The following is a 21563-nucleotide window of genomic DNA, read 5'->3' on the forward strand; positions in this document are numbered from 1 at the left end:
TTCAGAGTAGCATGTTTCTACCTTATGATTCGTTAGCTATCTGGAGTTTTAACATGCCGCCTCGCCGCTATAACCCTGACACCCGACGTGACGAGCTGCTGGAACGCATTAATCTCGATATCCCCGGCGCGGTGGCCCAGGCGCTGCGGGAAGATTTAGGCGGAACAGTCGATGCCAACAATGACATTACGGCAAAACTTTTACCGGAAAACTCTCGCTCTCATGCCACAGTGATCACACGCGAGAATGGCGTATTTTGCGGCAAACGCTGGGTTGAAGAGGTGTTTATTCAACTGGCAGGCGACGATGTCACCATAATCTGGCATGTGGATGACGGCGATGTCATCAACGCCAAACAACCCTTGTTCGAACTTGAAGGCCCATCCCGCGTGCTGTTAACGGGCGAACGCACTGCACTTAATTTTGTGCAAACCCTTTCAGGGGTTGCCAGTAAGGTACGCCACTATGTCGAATTACTGGAGGGCACCAACACGCAGTTGTTGGATACGCGCAAAACCTTACCCGGCCTGCGTTCAGCTCTGAAATACGCGGTACTTTGCGGCGGCGGAGCGAATCACCGCCTGGGGCTTTCTGATGCCTTCCTGATCAAAGAAAACCATATTATTGCCTCCGGCTCAGTGCGCCAGGCGGTCGAAAAAGCGTCCTGGCTGCACCCAGATGCGCCAGTAGAAGTCGAAGTAGAGAATCTGGAAGAACTTGATGAAGCCCTGAAAGCAGGTGCCGATATCATCATGCTGGATAACTTCGAAACAGAACAGATGCGCGAAGCTGTCAAACGCACCAACGGCAAGGCGCTACTGGAAGTGTCTGGCAACGTCACTGACAAAACACTGCGCGAATTTGCCGAAACGGGCGTGGACTTTATCTCCGTCGGTGCGCTAACTAAACACGTACAGGCACTCGACCTTTCAATGCGTTTTCGCTGATTGCTGACAGATTTATCCGCTCCATCGCGGGCGGATAATCTCCCCTTTCCCAACTTTCTTCGTAACGCCTCGCAAATTTCTTGTCTTTCGCTGCAACGTAATAAAAAACTCCGGAAGCTGCTTTCCCGTTTCGTTTTTTGCCCCTCGCTTGTGCTGATGGCGTTTGCCAAAGTAGCGCCAACCAAATCAAGGAGCGAAACAAATGGACAAGCAACGCGGTTTTACACTTATCGAACTGATGGTGGTTATTGGCATCATTGCCATTTTAAGCGCCATTGGTATTCCCGCTTATCAAAACTACCTGCGCAAAGCCGCACTCACCGACATGCTACAAACCTTTGTGCCTTACCGTACCGCCGTAGAGTTGTGCGCGCTGGAACATGGTGGATTAGATACCTGCGACGGTGGCAGCAATGGCATTCCCTCGCCTACCACCACCCGCTATGTTTCAGCCATGAGTGTGGCAAAGGGCGTGGTGTCGCTGACCGGGCAAGAAAGTCTCAATGGGCTAAGCGTCGTTATGACACCGGGTTGGGATAACGCAAACGGCGTCACCGGCTGGACGCGCAACTGCAATATTCAAAGTGACAGCGCATTGCAGCAAGCCTGCGAAGATGTCTTTCGCTTTGATGACGCCAACTAAGGAGCGGCAATGAATATTCCACAGCTCACCGCCCTGTGTCTGCGTTATCAGGGAGTCTTGCTGGATGCCAGCGAAGAGGTGGTTCATGTTGCGGTGGTTGATGCCCCTTCGCATGAGCTACTGGACGCATTGCATTTCGCTACCACCAAACGTATTGAGATCACCTGCTGGACGCGCCAACAAATGGAAGGTCACGCCAGTCGCACCCAACAGACATTGCCCGTAGCTATTCATGAGAAGCATCAGCCCAAAGCAGAGTTGCTGACTCGAACGTTACAATCTGCGCTGGAACAACGCGCGTCTGATATTCATATCGAACCAGCGGACAATGCCTACCGCATCCGCTTGCGTATCGACGGTGTATTGCATCCTTTACCGGATGTTTTACCGGATGTTTTACCGGATGCCGGAGTCGCATTAACCGCCAGATTAAAAGTGCTGGGCAACCTGGATATTGCGGAACATCGCCTGCCGCAGGACGGGCAATTCACTGTCGAACTGGCAGGAAACGCCGTCTCATTTCGTATTGCGACCTTACCATGCCAGGGTGGTGAAAAGGTGGTATTAAGGTTGTTACAGCAGGTGAGCCAGGCACTGGATATCAACACGCTGGGGATGCAGCCGTTACAACTGGCGGACTTTGCTCATGCCTTGCAACAACCACAGGGACTGGTGCTGGTAACTGGCCCTACAGGCAGCGGCAAAACGGTCACGCTTTATAGTGCCCTGCAAACGCTGAATACCGCTGACATTAATATTTGTAGCGTCGAAGATCCGGTTGAGATCCCCATAGCCGGACTAAACCAGACGCAAATCCATCCGCGTGCCGGTCTTACCTTTCAGGGCGTTTTGCGTGCGTTATTGCGCCAGGACCCTGACGTCATCATGATCGGAGAGATCCGCGATGGCGAAACAGCAGAGATCGCTATTAAAGCGGCGCAAACCGGTCACCTGGTGTTGTCTACCCTACACACCAATTCCACCACTGAAACGCTGGTACGTTTACAGCAAATGGGAGTCGCCCGCTGGATGCTCTCATCGGCGCTTACGCTGGTAATAGCCCAGCGTCTGGTACGCAAACTTTGCCCGCATTGTCGCCAGCAGCAAGGGGAGCCCATCCATATTCCAGACAATGTATGGCCGTCGCCGCTGCCCCGCTGGCAAGCACCCGGTTGTGTACATTGCTACCACGGTTTTTATGGTCGCACGGCCTTATTTGAAGTTCTGCCCATAACACCGTTCATACGTCAGCTTATTTCCGCTAATACCGACGTTGAATCGCTGGAAACGCACGCCCGACAGGCGGGTATGCGAACGCTTTTTGAAAACGGCTGCCTGGCCGTGGAGCAAGGCTTAACCACCTTTGAAGAGTTAATCCGCGTATTGGGAATGCCGTATGGCGAGTAAGCAACTCTGGCGCTGGCGTGGCATAACCGGCGACGGCAATGCGCAAGATGGGATGCTATGGGCAGAGAGCCGTGCTTTGCTGCTCATAGCACTACAGCAACAGATGGTTACCCCACTTAGCCTGAAGCGAATCGCCATCAATTCTGCGCAGTGGCGAGGAGATAAAAGCGCGGAAGTCATTCATCAACTGGCGACGCTACTCAAAGCCGGGTTAACGCTTTCTGAAGGGCTGGCACTGCTGGCGGAACAGCATCCCAGTAAGCAATGGCAAGCGTTGCTGCAATCGCTGGCGCACGATCTCGAACAGGGCATTGCTTTTTCCAATGCCTTATTACCCTGGTCAGAGGTATTTCCGCCGCTCTATCAGGCAATGATCCGCACGGGGGAATTGACTGGTAAGTTAGATGAATGTTGCTTTGAACTTGCTCGACAGCAAAAAGCCCAACGTCAGTTAGCCGATAAAGTGAAATCAGCGTTGCGTTATCCCATCATCATTTTAGCGATGGCAATCATGGTGGTTGTGGCAATGCTGCATTTTGTACTGCCGGAGTTTGCTGCTATCTACAAGACCTTTAACACCCCATTACCGGCGCTAACGCAGGGGATCATGACGCTGGCAGACTTTAGTGGCGAATGGGGCTGGCTGCTGCTGTTGTTCGGCTTACTGCTGGCAATAGCCAATAAGTTGCTGGTGCGCCGCCCGACCTGGCTCATCGTGAGGCAAAAATCACTGTTACGCATCCCAATTATGGGTTCACTGATGCGAGGGCAAAAACTCACGCAGATCTTTACGATTCTGGCGCTGACACAAAGTGCAGGCATTACTTTTTTACAGGGCGTAGAGAGCGTCAGAGCAACAATGCGCTGTCAGTACTGGGAGCAACTTCTGACACAAATCCAGCACGATATCAGTAACGGTCATCCTATCTGGCTGGCGCTAAAAAATGCCGGTGAGTTTAGCCCGCTCTGTTTGCAATTAGTGAGAACAGGAGAGGCATCCGGTTCGCTGGATCTCATGTTAGACAACCTCGCCCGTCATCATCGGGATAACACCATGGCGCTGGCGGATAACCTTGCAGCCTTGCTCGAACCGGTGTTGCTGGTCATAACGGGAGGAATTATCGGTACGCTAGTGGTGGCAATGTATTTGCCAATTTTCCATTTAGGCGATGCGATGAGTGGGATGGGATAACGCTGGCGTGTTACTCCACGCCAGCATTGGGAGATTACAGATTGTTGAAGATGCGGTTTTCTTGTTCCTGTACACGGATAAATGTGGTGCGCTTGGTCAGCTCTTTCAGGCGTGAAGCCCCAACGTATGTACAAGCTGAACGCAGGCCGCCCAAAATATCACGCGCGGTATTTTCAACCGGGCCTCGCAGCGGCAGCTTAACGGTTTTACCTTCTGCTGCGCGATATTCCGCAACGCCGCCAACGTGACGTTTCATCGCAGACTCGGAGCTCATGCCGTAGAACAGCATAAATTTCTCGCCGTTCTCCTCAACGATGCGACCACCGCTCTCTTCGTGGCCCGCCAGCATGCCGCCAAGCATGACGAAATCGGCACCGCCGCCAAAGGCTTTCGCGACATCGCCCGGCGTGGTGCAGCCACCGTCGCTGACGATCATTCCGCCCAGACCATGCGCAGCATCGGCACATTCGATCACCGCAGAAAGTTGCGGATAACCGACGCCTGTTTTGACGCGAGTTGTACAAACAGAACCTGGGCCAATGCCAACTTTAACGATATCAGCACCGGAGAGGATAAGCTCCTCACACATTTCACCTGTCACGACGTTGCCAGCACAAATGGTTTTGGTCGGCCACGCTTCACGCGCTTTCGCAACGAACTGCACGAAGTGTTCGGAATAACCATTCGCCACGTCAATACAAACGAAGTTTAATGCCGGGTTCAGGTCGAGAATCTGTTTAGTTTTTTCGAAGTCCGCATCAGACGTACCGGTAGAAACCATCACATGTTTCAGCACATCAGCGGAAGAATTGTTGATAAACGCTTGCCACTCTTCGACAGAATAGTGTTTATGCACAGCAGTCAGAATATCAAAAGAAGCCAGCGCAGAGGCCATAGAAAATGTGCCTACGGTGTCCATATTTGCGGCGATAATCGGCACGCCGGACCAGCTCTGACCTGAATGTTTGAAGGTGAATTGACGTTCCAGTTCAACATCGGAACGGCTTTTAAGAGTGGAGCGTTTAGGGCGGATGAGAACGTCTTTAAAACCTAACTTCAGATCTTCTTCAATACGCATGTGCGGATTCCTGGGGTTAATGGCTATAAGGGTAAGAGCGCAACTCCAGTGACGCTATCATACGCACTAATCAATGCGGCGCAAGACTGCGAAATTGTCTTTTTTTACGCTACAATCCCATAAATTTACCTGGTAAATAGTGAGCGAACGTTTCATCAATTTCGCTTTCGTGCGCTCATTTTTAACGTTTTGATAATCATGATGAATTCCCGGGAATATAAATTATGAGGTATATAGTTGCCTTAACGGGAGGCATTGGCAGTGGCAAGAGTACCGTTGCCAATGCGTTTGCTGATCTCGGAATTAACGTCATTGATGCCGATATTATTGCGCGTCAGGTGGTTGAACCAGGTGCACCTGCGCTACATGCAATTGCTGATCACTTTGGCGCTAACATGATTGCTGCTGATGGAACATTGCAGCGCCGGGCCTTGCGCGAGCGGATTTTCGCCAACCCGGAAGAGAAAAACTGGCTTAACGCCCTGCTGCATCCGCTGATTCAGCAAGAGACGCAACACCAGATCCAGCAAGCATCTTCCCCCTATGTACTTTGGGTTGTGCCATTGCTGGTAGAAAACTCATTGTATAAAAAAGCGAATCGAGTGCTGGTGGTGGATGTCAGCCCAGAAACGCAACTTAAACGCACCATGCAGCGCGATGATGTCACTCGCGAGCATGTTGAACAAATTCTTGCTGCTCAGGCAACGCGCGAAGCCCGCCTTGCCGTGGCAGATGACGTCATTGATAATAACGGCGCACCGGATGCTATCGCATCGGATGTTGCCCGCCTGCACGCACACTATTTGCAGCTTGCGTCGCAGTTTGTCTCACAGGAAAAACCGTAATGCAGACCCAGGTCCTTTTTGAACATCCACTAAATGAAAAAATGCGTACATGGCTGCGCATTGAGTTTTTGATTCAGCAACTCACCGTTAATCTACCCGTCGTTGACTACGCTGGCGCTCTGCATTTCTTCCGCAATGTCAGTGAATTACTGGATGTTTTCGAGCGCGGCGAAGTCCGTACTGAGCTGTTGAAAGAACTTGACCGCCAGCAGCGCAAACTCCAGACCTGGATTGGCGTGCCTGGCGTGGACCAGAGCCGTATTGAAGCATTAATTCAGCAGTTAAAAGCGGCGGGGAGCGTATTAATTTCCGCGCCGCGTATCGGGCAATTTCTGCGTGAAGATCGTTTGATTGCTCTGGTGCGTCAGCGACTGAGCATCCCAGGCGGCTGTTGTAGCTTTGATTTACCTACATTGCACATTTGGCTGCATCTACCCCAGGCGCAGCGCGACAGCCAGGTAGAAACCTGGATTGCCAGTCTGAACCCGCTCACCCAGGCACTTACCATGGTGCTGGATTTAATTCGCCAGTCGGCCCCCTTCCGTAAACAAACCAGCCTGAATGGTTTTTATCAGGATAACGGTGGCGATGCCGACTTGCTGCGCCTGAATCTGTCGCTCGATTCACAGCTTTATCCGCAAATTTCCGGTCATAAGAGCCGTTTTGCCATTCGTTTTATGCCGCTGGACAGTGAAAACGGACAGGTACCGGAACGTCTGGATTTCGAACTGGCCTGTTGCTAAGGAGTAAAAATGTCAGAAACTATTACGGTGAATTGCCCAACCTGCGGGAAAACGGTGGTGTGGGGTGAAATCAGCCCGTTTCGGCCATTTTGTTCCAAACGTTGTCAGCTGATCGACCTAGGAGAATGGGCTGCTGAAGAAAAACGAATCCCCAGCAGTGGCGATCTTTCCGAAAGCGATGACTGGAGCGAAGAGCAGAAGTAATTGGGTGTAAAAGGTGAGATGTTGTCGGATGCAGCGCGAACGCCTTATCCGACCTGCAAGATCTTTTATATCAATGTGTTAAAAAATTGTAGGCCTGATAAGACGCGCCAGCGTCGCATCAGGCATCCAGTGTAAATGTTGGATGCCTTAACCGATCTACAGACACTTAAGCTTCGCAATTACCGGTTCATTGGCTGGCGGAAAATCATCTGCATTGAGGCTGGCCTGTGAAATCCACTCACCGGGTTGCCCTTCTTTACCCCACGGCTCCCCTTCCCAGCTTTCGACCAGCCAGAACCACAGTGTTATATGCCTGTCCGGGAATTCATATTCCAGTTTTTCAAATAGCGAATAATGTTGTGGGGTAATCCCGACTTCTTCCTGAAGTTCACGCACCACCGCCTGTTCCGGCGTTTCGCCCATTTCAATTTTACCGCCAGGAAACTCCAGTTTATTCGCCATGTGCGCATCTGCGGCGCGACGGGTTATAAAGATTTCATTGTTCTCGTTGCGAATAATACCTACCGCAATTTGCAGCTTTTTCATTGTCTTAAACCTATAAAAAAGGCGCAGAATCCTGCGCCTTTTGTTTCAAGAGTTAGCTTTATTGCAGGCGACCGTGGCACTGCTTGTATTTTTTACCAGAACCGCACGGGCAAGGATCATTACGTCCAACTTTGCGTTCACCGGTTTGTGCCGCCAGTGCAGCTGCGGCTGCAGAGTCATCATCCTGATGGCTAAGCTGCTGCATTTGCGCTAAACGCTCGGCTTCCATACGACGCTGTTGTTCCAGCTCTTCAACCTCTTCAGGCATACGTACCTGGACTTTGCTCAGCGTGCTGATGACTTCATATTTCAGCGACTCCAGCATCGCTGCAAACATGGAGAACGATTCACGTTTGTATTCCTGCTTCGGATCTTTCTGTGCATAGCCACGCAGGTGGATACCCTGACGCAGATAATCCATCGCCGCCAGGTGCTCTTTCCACAGGGAGTCAAGCGTTTGCAGCATGACGCCTTTCTCGAAGTGACGCATCATCTCAGCGCCAACCACTTCTTCTTTACGCTGATACACTTCGATGGACTGCGCCAGAATACGCTCACGCAGCGTCTCTTCATGCAGTTCTGGCTCTTTGTCCAGCCACTCGGCAATCGGCAAATCGAGGTCGAAATCGTTCTTCAGACGTTCCTGCAGCCCCGGAATATCCCACATTTCTTCCAGCGACTGCGGCGGAATGTAGGCATCGATGGTCGCTTTGAACACATCTTCACGAATGCTGTTGATGGTATCGCTCACATCGCTGACATCCAGCAGTTCATTACGCTGGGAGTAAATAGCGCGACGCTGATCGTTAGCCACGTCATCATATTCCAGCAGTTGCTTACGAATATCGAAGTTACGGCTTTCAACTTTACGCTGAGCGTTGGCAATCGCTTTGGTCACCCACGGGTGCTCGATGGCTTCGCCTGGTTTCATACCCAGTTTACGCATCATGCCGGAAACACGGTCAGAAGCAAAAATACGCATCAGCGCATCTTCCATCGACAGGTAGAAACGGGAAGAACCGGCATCCCCCTGGCGCCCAGAACGACCGCGTAGCTGGTTATCGATACGACGAGATTCGTGACGTTCTGTACCGATGATATGCAGACCACCTGCAGCCAGTACCGCATCGTGACGCACCTGCCAGTCGGCTTTGATTTTTTCAATTTGCTCTGCGGTCGGATTTTCCAGCGCGGCAACTTCTGCCTGCCAGCTACCACCGAGCACAATATCTGTACCACGACCCGCCATGTTAGTCGCGATAGTCACCGCCGCCGGATAACCCGCTTGTGCAACAATCGCTGCTTCGTTAGCGTGGAATTTGGCGTTCAGAACGTTGTGTTTGATACCGGCTTTGGTCAGCTCGTTTGACACCAATTCCGATTTTTCGATGGAGATAGTACCCACCAGCACTGGCTGGCCCTTCGCAGTACGCTCTTTGATATCTTCGATGATCGCCTGGATTTTTTCCGCTTCAGTCATATAGACCAGATCTGGCAGATCTTTACGAATCATCGGACGGTTGGTTGGAACAACAACGGTATCCAGCTTGTAGATTGAGCTAAATTCGAAAGCTTCGGTATCAGCAGTACCGGTCATGCCCGCCAGTTTTTCATACAAACGGAAGTAGTTCTGGAAGGTGATCGACGCCAGCGTCTGGTTTTCGTTCTGGATCTGTACACCTTCTTTCGCTTCCACTGCCTGATGCAGGCCATCGGACCAGCGACGTCCCTGCATGGTACGACCGGTGTGTTCATCAACGATGATAACTTCACCATCTTTAACGATGTAGTCTACGTCACGGGTAAACAGTGCGTGAGCACGCAGCGCCGCGGTTACGTGGTGCATCAGCATAATATTAGCCGGAGAGTACAGCGACTCACCTTCATCCATGATGCCTTCTTTCACCAGCAGCTCTTCGATCAGCACCAGACCACGTTCGGTCAGGTTCACCTGGCGAGATTTTTCGTCCACCGAGAAGTGGCCTTCGCCCTGGAAGGTTTCGGAGTCTTCTTTTTCCTGACGGATCAGGTGCGGAATAATTTTATTCACGCGTTTATACATTTCCGAGCTGTCTTCTGCCGGGCCGGAAATGATCAGCGGTGTACGCGCTTCATCGATCAGGATGGAGTCCACTTCGTCCACCAGCGCATAGTGCAGTTTACGCTGTACACGTTCTTCAGGGCTGAACGCCATGTTATCGCGCAGGTAGTCAAAGCCGTATTCGTTGTTCGTACCGTAAGTGATGTCAGCTGCGTAAGCTTCACGCTTCGCCGGTGCTGGCATACCCGGCAGGTTGATACCGACAGTCAGGCCAAGGAATTCAAACAGCGGACGGTTGTTTTCGGCGTCACGTTGCGCCAGGTAGTCGTTGACGGTAACAACGTGTACGCCCTTACCGGTTAATGCGTTCAGGTAAGCAGGCAGCGTTGCGGTCAGGGTTTTACCTTCACCGGTACGCATTTCCGCGATGCAGCGTTCGTTAAGAACCATACCGCCGAGTAACTGAACGTCGAAGTGACGCATACCAAAGACGCGCTTACTTGCCTCACGCACCACAGCGAAAGCTTCTGGGATCAGATTTTCCAGCACTTCGCCTTTTTCCAGACGTGCACGAAACTCTGCGGTTTTCCCTTTCAGTTCTTCGTCGGAGAGTTTTTCCATCTCCGGTTCCATGGCATTGATGATGTTGACGACTTTGCGCATCCGGCGCAGGGTGCGATCGTTACGACTACCGAAAACTTTAGTTAATAATTTGATTAGCATAATAAAATCTCAAACGCCCCGCGTTGCGGAGTCAATAAAATGAAGTAAAGGTTTATTGTTGTTAGCTGAGGCGTTGAGGGCCAGCACGGATGCCTTGCGCCTGGCTTATCCAGACGGGCGTGCTGAATTTTGCTTGTGGGGTAAAATGCGCATAATCAATGCGATAACCCTTTTCAGACGGCGTGCCTTCCTGGGTCAACAGCGCGCTGAGCGTATCCAGTAATGCAAGATGTTGCGCCTGAAGAGGCAAAGATTCTTCAGCAACGGGCAGCGTTTGCGGTGCCATTGCGAAGGAAAGATGACGGATTACCGTGCGAATGGCATGTTGATGCCAGTAATCAACGGAATAGTTCGAATTCGGGCGGCGCGTGTTCGCTTCCAGCATGGCCAATTGACCAAAGTTAACTTTGGCTGAAGGCTCGTGGTTGCGGGTTGTCGCTTTTGCGGGCGCGTTTGGTTCGGCGGCGTTGATGAGCGCAGGCAAACCTAAACTCGCCGCGACCATCCCTAATAAGAGATGCGGCCAGAAGTAGCGTTTACCAAACTGTCGCCAGCGCGTCAGTATTCCACTCACGTTATTGCCATCCCGATCGTATTCAAACGTATTTAGCGCACAAATCTTATCATTAAAGCCTGAAGTCCACAGCACGAATGAAGATAAGTTGTGCGTAAAAGTGCTTAAGAAAACAGCGTTCGCACCGTTTTTTATCGTTCTTATAAAATTCAAAAAAAAACGACTGGTTCACCTGGCCGGAGAGAGTGCCAGATTTGCCAGTCGAATTTTATACGACAGTATAAATGTCGTTATGCCAGTACGGCTGAAGGCGCTTTGAAGGCCAACGGCAGTTCTGCGTCGTCCTGGAAGGTCACATATTCCCAGGCTTCCTGTTTTGCAAGGACAGCCTGCAGCAGTTTGTTATTCAGTGCATGACCAGATTTATAAGCGGTAAATGCACCAATAATATTGTGACCACACATGAACAAGTCACCGATCGCATCGAGCATTTTGTGACGCACAAATTCGTCTTCAAAACGCAGGCCGTCTTCGTTCAGTACGCGATAATCGTCAACAACGATGGCACAATCGAAGCTGCCGCCCAGGCACAAACCACGGGACTGCAGATATTCGATATCACGCATGAAACCGAACGTACGCGCACGGCTGATCTGGCGCATAAACGCATCAGCGGAGAAGTTCATCGCATAGCGCTGGTTGCTGGAATCAATAGCCGGATGGTTAAAATCGATGGTGAAATCCAGCGAAAAACCATTGTACGGCTTAAATTCAGCCCACTTATCGCCATCTTCGACACGAACAGTCTCTTTGATGCGAACAAATTTCTTGGCGCAGTTCAACTCGTCGATACCGGCGTCAAGCAGCAGGTATACAAACGGAGCGGCGCTGCCGTCCATGATCGGGATTTCCGGCGCGTTAACTTCGATAACAATGTTATCGATGCCCAGGCCCGCGAGAGCAGCATTGAGGTGCTCTACGGTTGAAATCCGTACATCATGCTCGTTGACCAGACACGTACAGAGCATGGTATCACGCACAGATTTGGCATCGGCCGGGAAATCTACCGGTGGATTCAAGTCGGTGCGACGATAGATGACCCCGGTGTTGGCCGGCGCAGGGCGTAACGTCAGGGTGACTTTCTTGCCGGTATGTAAACCGACACCCGTCGCCTGAACGATACGTTTAAGTGTCCTTTGTTTGATCATCGTATTATCTCGCCAAATTACCTATCCAACCGAAGTGTACTATACATTCGGCGGGCCAGTTTAGCACAAAGAGCCTCGAAACCCAAATTCCAGTCAATTCTTAATCAGCTTGCTTACGCAGGAATGCTGGGATATCCAGATAATCCGGCTCTTTCGCAGTTTGCGGCGCATTGTCATTCACGACTTTAGCAACCGGCTTCTGCTCCTGGGTCAGCGGAGCCATCCCGTGCTGCTGGTAGCGATCCATCACTGGCTGCTGAACCTGCTTATTGGTCACCAGAGTGATTTCAGGACGTTTGTCCATACCGATACCTGTCGCAACAACAGTTACGCGCAGCTCGTCATTCATATCCGGGTCAAGAGAAGTACCGATAACGACAGTTGCGTTGTCGGATGCAAATGCACGGATGGTGTTACCTACCGTTTCGAACTCATCCAGACGCAGGTCGAAGCCCGCCGTGATGTTAACCAGCACGCCGCGCGCGCCAGACAGATCGATATCTTCCAGCAGCGGAGAGGAAATAGCCATTTCAGCAGCTTCTTCCGCACGGTCTTCGCCGCTCGCCACACCAGAACCCATCATTGCGTAGCCCATTTCAGACATTACGGTACGTACGTCTGCAAAGTCCACGTTCATCAGGCCTGGACGAGTAATCAGTTCAGCGATACCTTGCACAGCACCTTTCAGTACATCGTTCGCTGCGCCAAATGCATCCAGCAGGGAGATACCACGGCCCAAGACTTTCAGCAGTTTGTCGTTAGGGATAGTGATCAGAGAGTCCACATGCTTGGACAGTTCAGTGATCCCCTGCTCAGCGAATGCCATACGCTTCTTGCCTTCAAAGTTGAAAGGCTTAGTCACGACAGCAACGGTCAGGATCCCCAAATCTTTTGCCACTTCAGCGACAACTGGTGCTGCACCAGTACCGGTACCACCACCCATACCCGCAGCAATAAAGACCATGTCTGCACCTTCCAGCGCCGCACGCAGTGCATCGCGATCCTCATCAGCCGCATTACGGCCAACTTCTGGATTTGCGCCAGCTCCCAGTCCTTTGGTGATACCGCTACCGATTTGAATCGTCTGTCCAACCGCTGTTTTACGCAGCGCTTGTGCATCGGTATTTACCGCGAAGAATTCAACACCTTCAATGCGCTCGCGCACCATGTGTTCAACAGCATTACCGCCGCCGCCGCCGACGCCGATGACTTTAATCACCGCGTCATTGGTAAGTTCCATTGGTTCAAACATAGTTTCTCTCCGATTTGTGCCTGTCGCCTGAGGCCGTAATTATCGTCGACCTCATAAAAATTAAAACTCTTTTCGCAGCCAACTATTGAGTCGCTTGATCCACGAGCCAACTGATGCTGTAACACGTTTTTCTACTTCAGCTTCACCGTTAAGATGTGACTCTTTCCCGTAGTGAAGCAATCCCACCGCCGTCGAATAATACGGCTCCTGAGCATAATCCGTTAAACCGGTAATGTTCAGCGGCGCGCCGATACGCACTTGCGTATGAAACACGCGCTGAGCACAGGCTGCAAGACCTTCGATCTGCGCTGCGCCACCAGTTAAAACAATGCCTGCCGCCAGGTGATGTTTAACCCCTTGTTGGCGAAGCTTTTCCTGCAACTGCAATATCTCTTCGTTGACCAGGTTGAGCAGCTCGGTATAGCGCGGCTCGATCACCTCTGCCAGGGTCTGACGTTGCAGACTCCGCGGTGGACGACCGCCTACGCTCGGCACTTCCACGCTCTCATCTTTTCCAACGATGGAACCCAGCGCACAACCGTGGCGAACTTTAATCGCTTCGGCGTCGCTTGGCGGCGTGCCAAAGGCGTAAGCGATATCACTGGTCACGACATTGCCAGCATAAGGAATTACCTTAGTGTGGCGCAATGCCCCACCGGTATAAACGGCGATATCCATTGTACCACCACCGATATCGACGACGCAGACACCCAGTTCACGTTCATCTTCCGTCAATACCGAATAACTTGATGCCAGTCCGGCAAATATCAGTTGGTCAACTTTCAGCCCACAACGTTCAACCGCTTTGACGATGTTTTTCGCCATATCGTTGTGACATGTGATCAGGTGCACTTTTGCCTGCATCCGCACGCCCGAAAGTCCTACCGGATTCTTGATCCCTTCCTGATAGTCAATCGCATACTCTTGCGGGATCACATGCAGCACACGATGCTCATCGCGCACACGCACTGATTTCGCGGTATGGACGACGTTTTCCACATCTTCTTGCGTCACTTCTTCTTCAGAAATAGGCACCATACCAATTTCATTCTGGCAGCTGATGTGCTTACCAGAAAGCGCCAGATATACCGAAGAGATCTGACAATCTGCCATCAATTCTGCCTGGTCAATGGCGCGTTGTACGCACTTGACCACGGATTCGAGGTCGTTCACCCCGCCTTTATCCATACCACGCGACGGGCAGCTGCCCACGCCAATGATATTGACCATACCGTCGGGCAGAACTTCCCCTACTAAAGCGGCAACCTTCGCGGTACCAATCTCCAGTCCTACTACCAGTTTTCTGTCCGTCGCCTTGATCATTGTTGTTCTGCCTGTGCCTGATTTTGTTGCTGAGTAGATTCCTCTGGCGGCAAAGGCGCCCAGCCTACTGCCGCTCCAGAGTCATAACGCAAATCAACGTAGCTAATCCGTTTGCCATCGGTTTGCGCCTGCTGCTGTAAAACCGGATAAAGTTCTACAAAGCGAGCCAAACGTTTCATCGTATCGCCCCGGCCAAGATTGAGCTTAATATCGTTATTCAGCGTCAACTGCCAGGAACGCCGCGCGGTCATCGCCGCTTCCTTCAGAGTAAATCTGTCCTTTGCCAGCATCTGCCCCATTTCGCGATAGCCCTGCAACACTTCATTGGCGCTGCCTTCCGGGCCATACAGCATTGGAAGCACCTGCTTGCTGGTGCGATCTGGTGGTACGCTGAAAGTGTTTCCTTCCGCGTCTACCATATGTTGATCATTCCACCGCGCAATCGGCACATATTCAACCAGATGAATCTTCAATTCATCAGGCCACTGCTTTCTGACGCTCACCTGCTTAATCCACGGCAGGCGTTGTTCTATTTGCGTCTGGATGATGTTGACATCCTGGGTCATAAAGGTACCTGGCTCACCCAATGCCAGGATCGACTGCCGGATATCGTCATTACGCGTGTAATGGCGTTCACCGGTCAACACCAGCTTTGAGAGCGGCAGGCGTTGCGCATCTTCCATCCAGCCCAACACGACCCAGCCGCTCACCAACACTGTCGTTAAAACGGTCAGCAGGAAAAGGATCCCCGCCAGACGCGTTCCATTATTGCGGCGAGAAGAAACCTCTTCTTCGCTGTTTCGCGTGTTCAGAGCAGCCTGCGACATATTAGTCCGCCAGTTCCAGAATTCGTACTACCAACTGCGAGAAGCTCATACCTGCCTGACGTGCCGCCATCGGCACCAGGCTGTGGCTGGTCATACCCGGTGAGGTATTGGCCTCCAGCAGATAAAACTGTCCATCGCTGTCCAGCATAACGTCAATACGTCCCCATCCTTTGCAACCTAACGTCGTCCATGCTTTCAGCACTAATGCCTGCAAATTGGCCTCTTGTGACGCTTCCAGACCTGCGGGGCAGAAATACTGTGTCTCATCAGAGAGATACTTCGCCTCATAATCATAGAAGGTTCCGGCCGGTTGAATACGTATTGACGGTAAAATTTCTTCACCAAGTATCGCAACCGTGAACTCCGGCCCACTTAGCCATTTTTCAATCAATACTTCTTCATCGTGCTGAAATGCCAATCTTAATGCATCTTGTAGAGCATTTTCTGCTACTACTTTTGACATTCCCACACTGGAACCTTCGCGGCTCGGCTTAACGATAACCGGCAAACCTAAGGCAGAAATTTCTGCTAACTGCTTATCGCTCAGGCCTTTTTCAAACTCTGCGCGGGTTAATGCTACCCACGGCGCTACCGGTAAACCAGCGCCCTGCCAAAGCAATTTGCTGCGTAGTTTATCCATTGAAAGCGCAGATGCCATCACTCCGCTGCCGGTATAAGGCAAGCCCATCAGCTCGAGCATACCCTGCAGCGTGCCATCTTCACCGCCGCGACCATGTAGCGCGATAAACACTTTCTGAAAGCCCATCGACTTCAGTTGCGTCACGTCGACTTCTTTCGGGTCGACAGGATACGCGTCAATACCGCCTTCACGCAGCCCGGCTAACACCGCTGCACCAGAATTCAGAGAAACTTCCCGCTCAGCGGAGGTCCCGCCCAACAGGACCGCGATTTTATCAGTCATGTTGTTCTTCCTCCGGAGTTTGCGGCTTCAGTTTGATTTCAGCTAAAGAACGAGCAATTTTTCCGATATTACCGGCCCCCTGAACGAGAATCAGGTCGTTACCGGTTAATACTGGTGCTAGCATTTCGGCTACCTGCGCCGGGTCCGGCACCAGAATGGGATCAATTTTCCCACGTCCACGAATTGTGCGACACAGCGAACGGCTGTCCGCTCCCGGAATTGGCGCTTCGCCAGCCGGATACACTTCCAGCATCAACAGGGTATCAACCTGCGTCAGCACATTGGCGAAATCATCATACAGGTCGCGCGTACGGGTAAAACGGTGCGGCTGAAACAGCATTACCAGGTTTTTATCCGGCCAGCCTGCACGCGCCGCTTTAATGGTGGCATCCACTTCGGTCGGATGGTGACCGTAGTCATCAACCAGCATTGCCGTACCGCTTTTACCATTCACTGGCTCCAGCGGGAATTCACCGAGGAAATCAAAACGACGGCCTGTCCCCTGGAAACTCTCCAGCGCACGCAAAATAGCCTCGTCGTCAATCCCCTCTTCCGTGGCAACAGCGACCGCAGCTGCGGCATTCAGCGCGTTATGACGGCCTGGCGCATTCAGGGTAACGCGCATCGGCTCTTTGTCCTGGCGCAGCAGCGTAAAGTGCCCCTGCGGACCAATCTGCTGATAATCTTCTACACGCACGTCGGCATCTTCGCTGAAGCCGTAAGTCGTGGTCTGACGCCCCACACGCGGTAACAATTCGCGGATCACCGGATCATCTACACACATCACCGCACGACCGTAAAACGGCAGGTTGTGCAGAAAATTAATAAAGGTCTGTTTTAAATTCTCAAAGTCGCCCTGGTAGGTATCCATGTGGTCGGCTTCGATATTGGTGACAATCGCCACCATCGGTTGCAAATGGAGGAACGATGCATCGCTCTCATCCGCTTCGGCAATCAGGTATCGACCATGCCCCAAACGCGCATGAACACCCGCCGCTTTTACCAGCCCGCCGTTAACGAAGGTTGGGTCGAGCCCCGCTTCTGCGTAGATGCTGGAAACCATCGCGGTGGTTGTCGTTTTGCCGTGCGTTCCGGCAATGGCGATGCCATGACGAAAACGCATTAACTCAGCCAGCATTTCCGCGCGACGAATCACCGGAATACGCGCTTCATGAGCTGCGACAATTTCCGGGTTATCGGCAGAAATCGCGCTGGAAACAACGACCACACTGGCATCACGTACGTTTTCCGGGCGATGGTTGAAATAAATCGTCGCTCCCAGATTCATTAACTGTTGCGTGACCGGATTTGGCGCTAAATCGGAACCACTGATCTGATAACCTTCATTGGCCAGAACTTCGGCAATACCGCCCATACCGGCACCACCGATGCCGACAAAATGTATGTGCCGAACGCGACGCATTTCGGGCACGATGGAACGCAGTTTTGCCAATTGTTGTGTATTCATTCTTTACGCCATTAACTTCTTACATTCATACGATGCAAAAGGCATCGCTACAATTACGCCCGGGCAGCCCGGCTCACTTCATTTGCCACTCGCTCGGTGGCATCCGGAATGGATGCAGCACGGGCGCGTTCTGCCATGGTTAATAAGGTTTCTCGCGACCACCCGGCCAGGGTGTTGGCGACAGCATCCACAGTAAGCTGTGGCTGCTCGATAATTTTGGCTGCGCCCGCTTTTTCCAGCGGTAGCGCATTCCAGTATTGCTGGCGGTCTTTATGTTGAAACGGCACAAACAATGCCGGTAGCCCCGCTGCGGCAATTTCACTCACCGTTAACGCACCGGAGCGGCAAACGACGACATCCGCCCACGCATACGCCGCCGCCATATCATCAATAAATTCCGTCACTTTATGCTGCGGTTGCCCCGCTTCCGCATACGCCTGTTCAACGGATTGTTGCGAACCTTTGCCGCTCTGATGCCAGATAGTGACTGAATCGCCCAGCTTTGCTGCAACCTGCGGCATTGTTTGGTTAAGAATACGAGCGCCCTGAGAACCGCCCACTACCAACACACGAACCGGACCTTCACGACCAGCCAAACGTTGCTGCGGCAGTGGCAACGCCAACACATCGGTACGAACAGGATTACCCACCACTTCCGCATTAGGGAAAGCGCCTGGAAACGCCTGCATCACTTTGGTGGCAATCTTCGCCAGCCATTTATTGGTTAAGCCCGCAATACCGTTTTGTTCATGAAGTACAACCGGAATGCCTAACGACCACGCTGCCAGTCCACCTGGACCTGATACGTAGCCGCCCATACCGAGCACCACATCAGGTTTGAACGCTTTCATAATCGCCCGTGCCTGACGCCAGGCGTTAAAAATACGCAGAGGCGCAGCTAACAGTGCTTTTATACCTTTACCACGCAGACCAGAGATACGAATGAAATCAATTTCGATGCCATGTTTTGGCACTAAGTCCGCTTCCATACGGTCGGCAGTCCCCAGCCAGCGAACTTGCCAACCCTGAGCCATTAGATGGTGCGCAACCGCCAGTCCCGGGAACACATGTCCACCGGTTCCGCCGGCCATCACCATTAATCGCTTTCCTTGACCACTCATCGTGAACCTCGTACAAACGCCTGCGCTTTCTCCAGACGCGTTTCATAATCAATACGCAACAGCATCATGATGGCTGTCGACATAATCAGTAAGCTCGAACCACCGTAACTGATCAGCGGCAATGTCAGACCTTTGGTCGGTAACATCCCCGCTGCCGCGCCTACGTTAACCAGTGCCTGGAAACTAAACCAGATGCCAATGGAACAGGCGAGAAAACCGGAAAAACGATGGTCAATTTCTAATGCTTTACGGCCAATCGACATCGCACGAAAAGCGACGAAGAATACCATTAAAAGTGCCAGCACCACACCGACATACCCCAGTTCTTCGCCGATAATGGCGAAAATAAAGTCAGTGTGTGCTTCCGGCAGATACTCCAGTTTTTGAACCGAGTTACCTAAACCTTGCCCCCACAGTTCGCCGCGACCAAACGCCATCAGCGATTGCGTTAACTGATAGCCGCTACCAAAGGGATCTTCCCACGGATTCCAGAATGCGGTAACACGGCGGATACGGTACGGTTCGGCGAGGATCAGTAACACAACCGCTGAAATCCCCATGCCGATAATGGCAATGAACTGCCACAATTTCGCCCCCGCCAGGAACAACATCGCCAGCGTGGTCACAAACAGCACCACCACCGTACCAAGGTCTGGCTGTGCCAGCAGTAACACTGCCAACACCAAAATCACGCCCATCGGTTTCAAGAAGCCGCGCAGGTTATTACGCACTTCGTCGCCTTTACGCACCAGATAGTTGGCGATATAGCAAAACAGCGACAGTTTTGTCAGCTCCGCAGGCTGGATACGCAGCAAGCCGAGATCGATCCAACGCGATGCCCCTTTAACAGAGCTACCCACTACCAGAACGATCATCAACAGGATGATTGAACCGAGTAGCATCGTAGCGCTGTAACGTTGCCAGAACTCCATCGGCAGACGCAGCGTAATGATCGCCAGAATGAACGCCAGGATCAGGTAGACGCCATCACGCTTAGCGAAGAAAAAGGGATCGTTAGTCAAGCGTTGTCCGATAGGCATTGATGCGGACGTCACCATGATAAAGCCGATCGCCGCGAGGCCGAAGGTCAGCCACAGTAAGGTGCGATCGTACATGATCAGGCTGTCGGTATCTTTTTCCCGCGAGCCCATCACCCAGCCCTTTAGCGCCGTGGAGATCCAGACCAGGATACTGAATCCTGGCAGGCGCGGCATTTTCAGGCGAGGGAGAGATAAACGCATCAACCTAACTCCTTCGCCAGACGGGCAAACTCATTGCCTCGTTGTTCAAAGTTCTTGAATTGATCAAGGCTGGCACAGGCCGGGGAGAGCAGAACCATATCTCCTGGTTGAACACGCGGAGCCAGCAAGCGCATCGCCTGTTCCATGGTTTCGGTTTGTTCTGCCACTTCCGGGCGCAGTGCCGCCAGCTGTGCGCCGTCACGACCGAAACAATACAAACGTACGTTATCGCCATTCAGGTAACGTGCCAGCGGACTAAAGTCCGCCGATTTACCATCGCCGCCCAGCAACAAATGCAGCGTGCCATCTACGTGCAGGCCATTGAGCGCCGCTTCCGTACTGCCGACATTGGTCGCTTTCGAGTCGTTAATCCAGCGCACACCGTTATGTTCCAGCACCACTTCAAAGCGATGCGGTAGACCAGTGAACGTAGTTAACGCTTTCAGGCTACTGGCGCGTGGCAAACCAGCTGCGTCTGCCAGAGCCAGTGCCGCCAGCGCATTGGTGTAGTTATGCTGACCGGAAAGTTTCATCTCTTTCACGTTCAACACTTTCTCGCCTTTCACCCGCAGCCAGGTTTCACCCTGCTGATGATTCAAGTGATAGTCGCCCATATTGATACCAAAGCTAACGCAACGTTCATCCGCACCACGAATCGGCATTGTTAAGGCATCATCAGCATTAACCACGCAAACTTTCGCATTTTCATAAATGCGCAGTTTTGCCGCACGATACTGCTGTAAACCAAATGGATAGCGATCCATATGATCTTCTGTCACGTTCAGAATGGTCGCTGCCACCGCCTGTAAACTGGAGGTGGTTTCCAGCTGGAAGCTCGACAGCTCGAGCACGTACAGTTCGCACTCAGCATCCAACAGCATCAACGCGGGCAGGCCAATGTTGCCACCCACGCCAACGTTAACGCCCGCCGCTTTCGCCATTTCACCCACTAGTGTGGTGACCGTGCTTTTGCCATTAGAACCGGTGATCGCCACGATTGGTACTTGTGCTTCACGACAGAACAGTTCGATATCGCCAACAATTTCGATTCCGGCATCAGCGGCAGCGCTTAAGGAAGGATGCGCCAATGCAATGCCGGGACTGGCGACGATCAGATCAGCCGCCATCAGCCAGTCGTCATTAAGACCGCCCGTGTGGCGTTCTACGGCTTCGGGTAATTTATCCAGGCCAGGCGGTGTCATCCGCGTATCCATGACGCGCGGCGTCACACCGCGAGCGAGGAAAAAGTCCACGCAAGAAAGCCCGGTGAGGCCCAGGCCGATAATGACGACATTTTTACCCTGGTAATCAGCCATGA

At 52.2% G+C, this 21563-nt stretch carries 21 protein-coding genes; 7 read left to right on the plus strand and 14 right to left on the minus strand.

The window, feature by feature from the left end:
* Positions 1-53: 53 nt before the first annotated feature.
* The 4 genes from nadC (at position 54) to hofC (ending at position 4189) form a co-directional block, all read left to right on the plus strand.
* Complete coding sequence (gene nadC, locus BGE37_RS12765) at positions 54-947, plus strand: carboxylating nicotinate-nucleotide diphosphorylase (RefSeq protein WP_032183211.1); 894 nt, start codon at positions 54-56, stop codon at positions 945-947.
* Positions 948-1149: 202 nt separating this feature from the next.
* Entirely contained in the window at positions 1150-1590 is a 441-nt protein-coding gene (gene ppdD / locus BGE37_RS12775; RefSeq protein WP_000360904.1) for a prepilin peptidase-dependent pilin, read from the plus strand.
* A 9-nt stretch (positions 1591-1599) separates the two neighbouring features.
* The gene (gene gspE, locus BGE37_RS12780) at positions 1600-2997 is read left to right on the plus strand and encodes a type II secretion system protein GspE (protein ID WP_105288066.1); all 1398 of its coding nucleotides are present in this window, start codon (positions 1600-1602) and stop codon (positions 2995-2997) included.
* Positions 2987-4189, plus strand: a complete 1203-nt coding sequence (gene hofC / locus BGE37_RS12785; protein ID WP_000157286.1) for a protein transport protein HofC — start codon at positions 2987-2989, stop codon at positions 4187-4189. Before gspE ends, hofC begins: the two co-directional genes overlap by 11 nt.
* 34 nt (positions 4190-4223) lie before the next feature.
* On the opposite strand, the gene guaC is transcribed toward hofC, so the two are convergent.
* Both guaC and BGE37_RS25440 read right to left on the minus strand, forming a co-directional pair.
* Positions 4224-5267: a GMP reductase gene (gene guaC / locus BGE37_RS12790; RefSeq protein ID WP_001217338.1), complete on the minus strand. Its 1044-nt coding sequence runs from the start codon at positions 5265-5267 to the stop codon at positions 4224-4226.
* 155 nt (positions 5268-5422) lie between these two features.
* Positions 5423-5467 (minus strand): protein YacM, encoded by a 45-nt coding sequence (locus BGE37_RS25440; RefSeq protein WP_120795372.1) that lies wholly within the window; start codon positions 5465-5467, stop codon positions 5423-5425.
* 24 nt (positions 5468-5491) lie between these two features.
* Between BGE37_RS25440 and coaE the strand changes: the two genes are divergently transcribed.
* The 3 genes from coaE to yacG are packed head-to-tail and all read left to right on the plus strand — an operon-like array spanning position 5492 to position 7059.
* Positions 5492-6112 (plus strand): dephospho-CoA kinase, encoded by a 621-nt coding sequence (coaE, locus tag BGE37_RS12795; protein WP_001269512.1) that lies wholly within the window; start codon positions 5492-5494, stop codon positions 6110-6112.
* Positions 6112-6855 carry a cell division protein ZapD gene (gene zapD / locus BGE37_RS12800; RefSeq protein ID WP_001194743.1) on the plus strand — a complete coding sequence of 248 codons (744 nt, stop codon included), beginning with the start codon at positions 6112-6114 and terminating at the stop codon, positions 6853-6855. The genes coaE and zapD overlap by 1 nt, the downstream gene beginning before the upstream one ends.
* Before the next feature lie 9 nt (positions 6856-6864).
* Complete coding sequence (gene yacG, locus BGE37_RS12805) at positions 6865-7059, plus strand: DNA gyrase inhibitor YacG (protein WP_000005043.1); 195 nt, start codon at positions 6865-6867, stop codon at positions 7057-7059.
* Between the two features lie 156 nt (positions 7060-7215).
* Here the strand turns inward: yacG and mutT are convergent, their stop codons facing one another.
* From mutT to murD, 12 genes are all read right to left on the minus strand, one after another.
* Entirely contained in the window at positions 7216-7605 is a 390-nt protein-coding gene (gene mutT / locus BGE37_RS12810; protein ID WP_105288067.1) for an 8-oxo-dGTP diphosphatase MutT, read from the minus strand.
* 58 nt (positions 7606-7663) lie between these two features.
* Entirely contained in the window at positions 7664-10369 is a 2706-nt protein-coding gene (gene secA, locus BGE37_RS12815; RefSeq protein ID WP_000905777.1) for a preprotein translocase subunit SecA, read from the minus strand.
* Positions 10370-10430: 61 nt separating this feature from the next.
* Positions 10431-10943, minus strand: a complete 513-nt coding sequence (secM, locus tag BGE37_RS12820; protein WP_105288068.1) for a secA translation cis-regulator SecM — start codon at positions 10941-10943, stop codon at positions 10431-10433.
* A gap of 230 nt (positions 10944-11173) precedes the next feature.
* Complete coding sequence (lpxC, locus tag BGE37_RS12825) at positions 11174-12091, minus strand: UDP-3-O-acyl-N-acetylglucosamine deacetylase (RefSeq protein WP_000595482.1); 918 nt, start codon at positions 12089-12091, stop codon at positions 11174-11176.
* Between the two features lie 100 nt (positions 12092-12191).
* Positions 12192-13343, minus strand: coding sequence for a cell division protein FtsZ (ftsZ, locus tag BGE37_RS12830; protein ID WP_000462776.1), 1152 nt, complete (start codon positions 13341-13343; stop codon positions 12192-12194).
* A gap of 60 nt (positions 13344-13403) precedes the next feature.
* On the minus strand, positions 13404-14666 hold the full coding sequence (gene ftsA, locus BGE37_RS12835) for a cell division protein FtsA (RefSeq protein WP_000588474.1): 1263 nt from the start codon (positions 14664-14666) through the stop codon (positions 13404-13406).
* On the minus strand, positions 14663-15493 hold the full coding sequence (ftsQ, locus tag BGE37_RS12840) for a cell division protein FtsQ (protein ID WP_000075744.1): 831 nt from the start codon (positions 15491-15493) through the stop codon (positions 14663-14665). Before ftsQ ends, ftsA begins: the two co-directional genes overlap by 4 nt.
* A gap of 1 nt (position 15494) precedes the next feature.
* Positions 15495-16415 carry a D-alanine--D-alanine ligase gene (gene ddlB / locus BGE37_RS12845; protein WP_000130051.1) on the minus strand — a complete coding sequence of 307 codons (921 nt, stop codon included), beginning with the start codon at positions 16413-16415 and terminating at the stop codon, positions 15495-15497.
* Positions 16408-17883, minus strand: coding sequence for a UDP-N-acetylmuramate--L-alanine ligase (gene murC, locus BGE37_RS12850; protein ID WP_001096048.1), 1476 nt, complete (start codon positions 17881-17883; stop codon positions 16408-16410). The genes ddlB and murC overlap by 8 nt, the downstream gene beginning before the upstream one ends.
* A gap of 53 nt (positions 17884-17936) precedes the next feature.
* Positions 17937-19004 (minus strand): undecaprenyldiphospho-muramoylpentapeptide beta-N-acetylglucosaminyltransferase, encoded by a 1068-nt coding sequence (gene murG, locus BGE37_RS12855; protein WP_000016571.1) that lies wholly within the window; start codon positions 19002-19004, stop codon positions 17937-17939.
* Complete coding sequence (gene ftsW / locus BGE37_RS12860) at positions 19001-20245, minus strand: cell division protein FtsW (RefSeq protein WP_001295532.1); 1245 nt, start codon at positions 20243-20245, stop codon at positions 19001-19003. Before ftsW ends, murG begins: the two co-directional genes overlap by 4 nt.
* Entirely contained in the window at positions 20245-21561 is a 1317-nt protein-coding gene (gene murD / locus BGE37_RS12865) for a UDP-N-acetylmuramoyl-L-alanine--D-glutamate ligase (protein WP_105288069.1), read from the minus strand. The genes ftsW and murD overlap by 1 nt, the downstream gene beginning before the upstream one ends.
* Positions 21562-21563 lie beyond the last annotated feature (2 nt).

This window comes from Escherichia sp. MOD1-EC6300 (assembly GCF_002965045.1).
GTDB lineage: Bacteria > Pseudomonadota > Gammaproteobacteria > Enterobacterales > Enterobacteriaceae > Escherichia > Escherichia coli_F.